Here is a 6921-nt window from a genome sequence, read left to right as displayed (position 1 = left end):
AAACCTGAAATAATAGGACATTTTTAAAATAGCCGAATCGCTTGTGCTCCAAGCGATTCAGCTATTTTTCACCCCTCTAACTTCTAAAGTCAGGATACAATATTAATAGAAAAGACATAATGGAGGCAAAGTCAAAAGTCATTGCCTACTTATTAAGAAGTTGCAATGACTTTTTGGTATTTTTAATGCAGGTTACATACTATAGATATCTTTTATAATCAGCTTCTTTATACTCTACGGATATTATTACTCTACTCGCCGGTCCTCTTATTATCCCAAATTTCTTGATCTTTATATTCATAACTCTATGTGCTACAAAGAGGATTTTGCTTCCCGCCTTAATTTACTTGCCAGATACATCCCCAACCCAATTGCACTCTCAATATGCAGTAGATGTTCAATAGAAGGCTCGAATAGGATGGTAGCATTTGCCTGAACTTCTTCGTCCCCTTCCCAAACTATTACACATAGAGGAATTTCGGGAAAGGCTTGAAAAACAACTGACGCATCTCCAAAGGATGCCGGTACTCCACCTAAGGCAGCAGCGCACTCTAATAATCCTTTAGGCTGTTGCCCGAAGGATTTAACTAGTCCTAATATCGAATCTTTATGAAAGGCAGGATAGAACAACATTCCACCCTTCGGAAGCTCTTTGAGACTAACCCATTTTTTCGGCATTTCTTGAGGCGTTTTGGCATAGGCCAGGTAATTAAGCATGATTATTGCAGCGTTTATCTCAGGTACATGCCCGTCTACTTTCCTATAGATCCTTTCGGTATTGTAGTCAACTATATACTCTGAATTGAAGAAGCTTACCATGAATTGTTGGGTATCGCTAGAATAGGTCACCGCCAAGTGTGTGGCAATTTCTTCCGGATCCATCTTTTTTAAATCCTGCCAGTATTTATTGTAGGCAATTCGGTAATTTGTTTCCATAATTTACGCCCCTATTCAATCCTCGATAAGGCTTCTCTAATCTCTCTCTTGGCAAATTCGGATGTTTCCCTGCCGTTACCTTCCATAAGAATTCCTTTGGCTAATTGGCCGCCAATTTTCCCTAAAGCCCAAGCTACATAACCACGCACCAACTCTTCTGGATCATGCATGGCAACTGACAGATCAGGGATAAATGCCGGATCACCAAGGTTCCCAAGGGCAATGGCTGCATTTCGCTGAAAATATTTCTTCTCTTTTATATAATTGTACATTAATGGTTGTATTCTCGATAAATAGAGATTGTCTGTCATATTAAGAATTTTTGCGAGACTAAAATCCTGAGCCACTTTAACCAAAAACTCATCTTCGAGAAGTTTTTCCTTTAACCTTGCCTGATTCCGGGGACAGACCTCTTGACAGATGTCGCACCCATGAATCTTTGTGCCCATTTTATCACGAATCTCTGGTTCAATGTAACTTCCTACCATACGATCTTGAGTTATGAAGGTATTAAAGGCGATACAACGGCGGGGGTTCAATTTCAAAGGCTCATAAATGGCTTGCGTCGGACAAGCTTTCATGCAGGCTGAACAGCCTTCCGGGCAACCCACCACAAAACTAGGGCTATCATAGTCCAGCTCCTTATCAACTACGAAGGAAGTAAGATAGATAAAGGAGCCTATACCTTCGGCATAAGCAAAATTATTCCTTCCGTAATTCACAATGCCTGCTTTGGCAGCGACTAATCTTTCCGGCAAACTGATTTTTTCTCCAACTTCGCATCCTAGTTGACGCAGAAAATTCTTCATCAATTGTGGCCTGGCTCCATTGATCCGCTCAGGAGGAGCATTATAACACCTGGCTTGATAAACTCTGCCAATTTTATCCGTCAATTCCTTTGGGAATTTCTTTTGCGAATAATCATAGACTGTTGTAATGATCGACTTTGCCTTGGGCATCAGTGAACGTGGTTCCGCTCCAAGCAAGGGACGATAGGCTCCCTTGATATAGAATGAATACATCTCCTGTCGATTAGTTAAATCAGCTATGTATTCCGGAAAGCTTTCAGCAGGTATAATCCCAACTTTGCTATACCCTATATCCAAGGCAAACTCCTTTATTTGGGTTGTTAAAGACATTCCCAATCTCTCCTCTCTAAACCACTAAGGTGTATTCGATTTATAACCCTTCACTAAAAACCCGTCATATTTTCAACATGCTCACCCTTCTATTGTTTGATATAAACGTGTATATACACTAATTTAGGTTTAAATTCACTAAGTTAAAATTCACTAATTAGTATATTTAATACATCCTTGGTGAATTTAAACTAAAGCCTCAAGTTTCGAAAGTAATTTCTTAAGATTATCTAATTCTTCAATTCCCAAATATTCTTCTATAGATTCTTGGGCTTCCCTCCACAACACCCCGGCATTAGCTAAGGTAACCTTCCCTGCCTCGGTGAGCATCACATTTCTTGAACGTGAGTCTTCTCCAGAAGCATTAACTTCTATTAAACCTGCTTTCACCAGGGGCTTTATATTACGATTCAAGGTAGTCCGATCAATCCGCATAATTCTGGCCAGCTCAGTCATACTAACTAACTTAGCCCATTCAAGATTTCGCAATAATGAATACTGAGTAACCTTTAACCCACTCGGTTCTAGCACCCTTTCATAAAATTGAGTTACCGACCTAGACGCCCTCCTTATATTTAAGCAGTGACAAGGGCTGGGAGATTTCGAATTGTAATTAAGCTGCTGCGTCATGGCACTATCGCCTTCCTTAGCTAGATAATTCTAGTAGCACTAACATGTGTATATACACATATTGTGTTTGTTCTAATATATATTTTTCTAGCCCTTAATGTCAATACTGATAAGAAATTTGATACAATAACCTTATGGTAAAATATATTTAATAAGAAGGGTATAAGAAATATTTCATTCCTCATACTATCTTTGAACCGGCAGTGACAACTACCGTTATGCTCAGACCATATTCAAATCCCCATAATAAATTCTTAAATTTGTGGAAATGAGGTTATTAAAATGGAATTACTAGAAGCAATGAAAGCTAGGCGTAGTATTCGTAAATTCAAATCAGATCCAATCCCAGATTCTCAGATTACTGAACTTATTGAATCTGCAAGACTAGCTCCATCTGGCAGTAATCTACAACCTACCCGCTTCGTCGTGATTAAAAGTGAAGCCGCTCGTGCACAATTAAGTGAAGCTACTCCCTTACCCTTTGTAAGCCAGGCGCCAGTCGTCATCGCCTGCTGTATAGACACAGAGTCCCTTAGTGGCATAGGAACCCGCGCACGCGAACTCATGGAGGCCGGAGCTTTTAAAGATACTCCCCTGGAAAAAATGGACACAGAAAGCTATGCTAAACGCCGACCAATGGATCAAGCCACTGCCGAAGCCTACTTACGCTTAAATGCAGCCATTGCAATCGATCATATTACATTGCGTGCTGTCGACCTGGGCCTTGGCACGTGCTGGGTTATGATGTTCGATCAAGAGAAAGTAAAACAGATTCTAGGACTAGGTGAGAACTACAATGTGGTAGCCTTATTGCCCGTAGGTTACCCTGATCAAAACCCAAATACTCGTCCTCGAATCGAGCTGGAGCAGATCTTGCTTAAAGAGGTTTAAGAGCTTATCTTGATTATAATTCCACAAAAGTGGGTTCATGTCCGGTATAAGCTAAAAACTTGGTTAAAAGGTCTGTAGTCTTGATTTTTAAGCTAGATGTGTTGACACAAGGATGGCATCCAAGGAATTCATCCCGTAATACATCTTTATCAATTAACAGCGTAACACATTTGTTTACATCGTTCATAAGACCTAATACGCTGACTGATCCAGGAACTATGTTTAAATACTTCTCCATATCATCGGCCTCGGCAAAGGATAATCTGGAAGAATTTATTTGTCTGGATAAATCCTTCGTTCTAAACTTCTTGCGGCCCGGCATCATTAGCAGATAAAATCTTGTTTTTTGGGTGTTACAAAGAAATAGATTTTTGCAGATTTCAATTCCTAATAGCTTCTCTATTTCATCACAAGCCTCAATAGATGGTGTTTCTTCATGGTCTAACCTGAAATAGGAAATACCTAACTTATCTAATCGGTCGTAAGTATCCATTTCTTTTCGGGTACGGTCTGCCTCGTCAGGTTTTGTGTTATAAAGAGTACGATCTATTTGTATACTTTGCATGGGTTATCCTTTCCTCCCTATGATTTCTTTGTAAACATTATAGTACTTTTGACAAATTCACAAAAGCAAAAGTTCCATGAAAAACTGATAGGCTTGATACTCCATAGTAATGCTATAAAGTACAAGCCTATCAGTTTTTCCATTTATCACAACCGGTTCAAAAAATGGCAAACGACCACATTCCCCCTAGAACTTAATCAAGCCAAAAAATACACTTACATAAAAGCAAATGATCAATAAATATTTATAAACTGCCAGAACAAAAGCAGTTCTGGCAGTAAAGTTCAAGAATTCTTCAAACGGAATAATAATCCTCATTATTGACTTACTGGTTCAACACTAATCCATATTTTCATTACCTCTGTAAGAATTAGTTTGTTAACCTTTAGTTTATATTCCTTATCTTCAATTTTCAAAATTCTTTTATCAACAACCTCGATAATTAAATCAGAATCAATTTTATTAACTTCTTTGCCTAATAGCGCGCTATACCTATCCTTTACGCTCTTTTCGATGTTTATCTGATCAATTTCATCTCCATCGAAAACTAAGGCTACTTCAATACGCTTAATTCGAAGACTTCTTGTATTAATATTCTTTTCAAATTTTTCTAGTACAGCGTTCTTATCATCAATAATCTGTTCAAGGTAGGCAATTTGACAGCTCCTATTCCGCCAAAAATACTAGCTCCAACCACTACCCCAAAGGAAATTAAAAAATTATTAACAATACTGCTAAAAAGACTAGACAAGATTATTACCATACCTTAAGCACCTCTATGATAAGATATGATCCTTGCATAGCCTTTATGAGGTTTCTCCTAAGTTGTGAATTCTAAGACGTCATAAGAAAGACGCCTAGCTCCTCACATGTCTCCGGTGACCTCTCTCCCAGTGTGCAAGAGTTTCCCTTTAGCCATTAATTAATTGATTCGTTATTTTTTAAAGAAAGAAAGGAAGACCCTGTCTCCTTGAATGCACCGCCAGTGAAAAGAGGCCTTCCTTGGTTAATCTTTACTGATTGTGTTGCAATTTCCTGATTAGCATCAGAAACTGTAACGGGAAGCTGTCCCTCCTCTTCAGCCTCAAGGGTAATTTGATTACTGACCTCAGTTATATCTGGGTAAAGTGTAAACCGTGTGACCCCGTAGCGTCTTAACTGTTCAGAAATTAAGGAAATGCTTTCAGCAGCGATACAAATTTCTGCAAGATAATTTGAAGCGTCTGAAAAGAGATTTAAAGATTTAATCTCCTTATCATGAGGAAATACAGTAAAAACTCCACGTTGAGCAATAATGTGGGTGTTGTTTAGAGGGCCGATTACTGCAGCCGGTTTCTTATCGGAAGGGATTTCAGCATTTGGACCAAAGTATAGATTAACAATTCTTTCGTTGACATTAGGAATATATCCCGGTTTCACAAAACTATGAAAAGAGAAGGCTTCATTGAGGCGGACAGGATTAAGAATCCAAACCGCAGCATCTTTGCCAGCATCATTAGGCCCTCGTCCATCTAAGGCAAAGAATAGAGCAGTTAGCGCATCGCGGCTCCAATCTAATAACCGGGTTGGTACCCCGTAGTGCTGCATCATAAAGAGCCAGTGCCAATAGGCATCCGAGCCATTTGGCATAGGAAAAGAGGGTAATTCCTGAACAAAAGGAATTGCATAGGATTTAAACTTCGATAGATAGATAATCTCCATCAGCGGATTGCGGCCAGATCGAGCAATACTTGGTGTTAGATTAAATCCAGTTGGATTAGCAGATTGGTTTTGACCACGATACCATAATTCAGATCTCCCAACAGGACAAATTCTCTGGAATACTTCATTGACAGCATTTAAATACCCTTCAACACTGTTAATTCGAGACACACATTGAGTCACAGGGCCCGCTAGTTGTCCTCCATTAGGCATTTCTTCACCTCCTCTATAAGATATGAAAAATAAGGTTTCATGTGAAGAGCGGACGATCCTTTCGCCACACTTCAACATAAAAGACATACTCCTGCAGTGTGGGATCGTGGAACCCCGACTCCCCAAATTCGCCCACGTCGGCGAATTTAAGACACCCCAGATGAGGTGGAAGGATGACACATAAAAAAGGACCACCTCATTCAGAGATGGTCTTTCGCTTGTTTACCTGGCGATAACCTACTTTCCCAGGGGCTATGCCCCAAGTATCATCGGCCCTGGAACGAAAGGCGGACGAGCCTTTCGCCACATTGCGACTTGTGACGCAAACTCCTGCAATGTGGATCCGAACACGATATGCGGACGAGCTTATCGCCACACTGCGTCCCGAAACGAATTCTCCTGCAGTGTGGATCGTGGAACCCCGACTCCCCAGATTCCCTCATACGTTTCTACAGTATTATATACACAGAAAGACCATCTCGTTAGAGATGGTTTTTCGCTTGTTACCTGGCGATGACCTACTTTCCCAGGGGCTATGCCCCAAGTATCATCGGCCCTGGAGGTCTTAACTTCCGTGTTCGGTATACGAAAAGCGGATGAGCTTTTCGCCACACTGCGTCCCATAACGCATTCTCCTGCAGTGTGGATCGTGGAACCCCGACTCCCCAGATTCCCTCATACGTTTCTACAGTATTATATACACAGAAAGACCATCTCGTAAAGATAGTCTTTCGCTTGTTACCTGGCGATGACCTACTTTCCCAGGGGCTATGCCCCAAGTATCATCGGCCCTGGAGGTCTTAACTTCCGTGTTCGGTATGGGAACGGGTGGAACCCCTCCGGCAT

The 6921-nt window shown here is 40.6% G+C and carries 9 protein-coding genes and 1 rRNA gene; 1 reads left to right on the top strand and 9 read right to left on the bottom strand.

All coding sequences use genetic code 11. The annotated features are described in order from the left end of the window. Positions 1-312: 312 nt before the first annotated feature. From BLS16_RS22790 to BLS16_RS22780, 3 genes are all read right to left on the bottom strand, one after another. Positions 313-936 carry a DUF3786 domain-containing protein gene (locus BLS16_RS22790; protein WP_092335866.1) on the bottom strand — a complete coding sequence of 208 codons (624 nt, stop codon included), beginning with the start codon at positions 934-936 and terminating at the stop codon, positions 313-315. Positions 937-947: 11 nt separating this feature from the next. Next, the gene (locus BLS16_RS22785) at positions 948-2075 is read right to left on the bottom strand and encodes an epoxyqueuosine reductase (protein WP_092335865.1); all 1128 of its coding nucleotides are present in this window, start codon (positions 2073-2075) and stop codon (positions 948-950) included. 186 nt (positions 2076-2261) lie between these two features. Beyond that, positions 2262-2606 (bottom strand): MarR family winged helix-turn-helix transcriptional regulator, encoded by a 345-nt coding sequence (locus tag BLS16_RS22780; RefSeq protein ID WP_242876414.1) that lies wholly within the window; start codon positions 2604-2606, stop codon positions 2262-2264. A gap of 381 nt (positions 2607-2987) precedes the next feature. Here BLS16_RS22780 and BLS16_RS22775 point away from each other — a divergent pair, with 381 nt between their 5' ends. After that, the gene (locus tag BLS16_RS22775; RefSeq protein WP_092335863.1) at positions 2988-3596 is read left to right on the top strand and encodes a nitroreductase family protein; all 609 of its coding nucleotides are present in this window, start codon (positions 2988-2990) and stop codon (positions 3594-3596) included. Between the two features lie 13 nt (positions 3597-3609). On the opposite strand, the gene BLS16_RS22770 is transcribed toward BLS16_RS22775, so the two are convergent. From BLS16_RS22770 to rrf, 6 genes are all read right to left on the bottom strand, one after another. After that, positions 3610-4161, bottom strand: coding sequence for a prolyl-tRNA synthetase associated domain-containing protein (locus BLS16_RS22770; RefSeq protein WP_092335862.1), 552 nt, complete (start codon positions 4159-4161; stop codon positions 3610-3612). A gap of 317 nt (positions 4162-4478) precedes the next feature. After that, entirely contained in the window at positions 4479-4691 is a 213-nt protein-coding gene (locus BLS16_RS24940) for a sporulation membrane protein YtrI (RefSeq protein ID WP_486598909.1), read from the bottom strand. A gap of 80 nt (positions 4692-4771) precedes the next feature. After that, positions 4772-4924: a YtrH family sporulation protein gene (locus BLS16_RS23355; protein ID WP_242876413.1), complete on the bottom strand. Its 153-nt coding sequence runs from the start codon at positions 4922-4924 to the stop codon at positions 4772-4774. A 155-nt stretch (positions 4925-5079) separates the two neighbouring features. Next, positions 5080-6075, bottom strand: coding sequence for an FRG domain-containing protein (locus BLS16_RS22755; RefSeq protein ID WP_092335860.1), 996 nt, complete (start codon positions 6073-6075; stop codon positions 5080-5082). Between the two features lie 366 nt (positions 6076-6441). Then, positions 6442-6699 carry a hypothetical protein gene (locus BLS16_RS22750; RefSeq protein ID WP_092335859.1) on the bottom strand — a complete coding sequence of 86 codons (258 nt, stop codon included), beginning with the start codon at positions 6697-6699 and terminating at the stop codon, positions 6442-6444. Positions 6700-6815: 116 nt separating this feature from the next. Continuing rightward, a 5S ribosomal RNA gene (gene rrf, locus BLS16_RS22745) occupies positions 6816-6921 on the bottom strand; the annotation flags it as partial.

Origin of the sequence: Desulfosporosinus hippei DSM 8344 (assembly GCF_900100785.1) — a bacterium.
Lineage (GTDB): Bacteria > Bacillota > Desulfitobacteriia > Desulfitobacteriales > Desulfitobacteriaceae > Desulfosporosinus > Desulfosporosinus hippei.
The sequence above is the reverse complement of the archived record's forward strand: the minus strand, read 5'-3'. Positions and strand labels throughout refer to the sequence as shown.

Excerpts from the sequence above, each read along its gene's own strand:
- BLS16_RS22790 (WP_092335866.1), bottom strand. The coding sequence starts at position 936 with ATGGAAACAAATTACCGAATTGCCTACAATAAATACTGGCAGGATTTA.
- BLS16_RS22785 (WP_092335865.1), bottom strand. The coding sequence starts at position 2,075 with ATGTCTTTAACAACCCAAATAAAGGAGTTTGCCTTGGATATAGGGTAT.
- BLS16_RS22775 (WP_092335863.1), top strand. The coding sequence starts at position 2,988 with ATGGAATTACTAGAAGCAATGAAAGCTAGGCGTAGTATTCGTAAATTC.
- BLS16_RS22770 (WP_092335862.1), bottom strand. The coding sequence starts at position 4,161 with ATGCAAAGTATACAAATAGATCGTACTCTTTATAACACAAAACCTGAC.
- BLS16_RS23355 (WP_242876413.1), bottom strand. The coding sequence starts at position 4,924 with ATGGTAATAATCTTGTCTAGTCTTTTTAGCAGTATTGTTAATAATTTT.
- BLS16_RS22755 (WP_092335860.1), bottom strand. The coding sequence starts at position 6,075 with ATGCCTAATGGAGGACAACTAGCGGGCCCTGTGACTCAATGTGTGTCT.
- BLS16_RS22750 (WP_092335859.1), bottom strand. The coding sequence starts at position 6,699 with ATGGGACGCAGTGTGGCGAAAAGCTCATCCGCTTTTCGTATACCGAAC.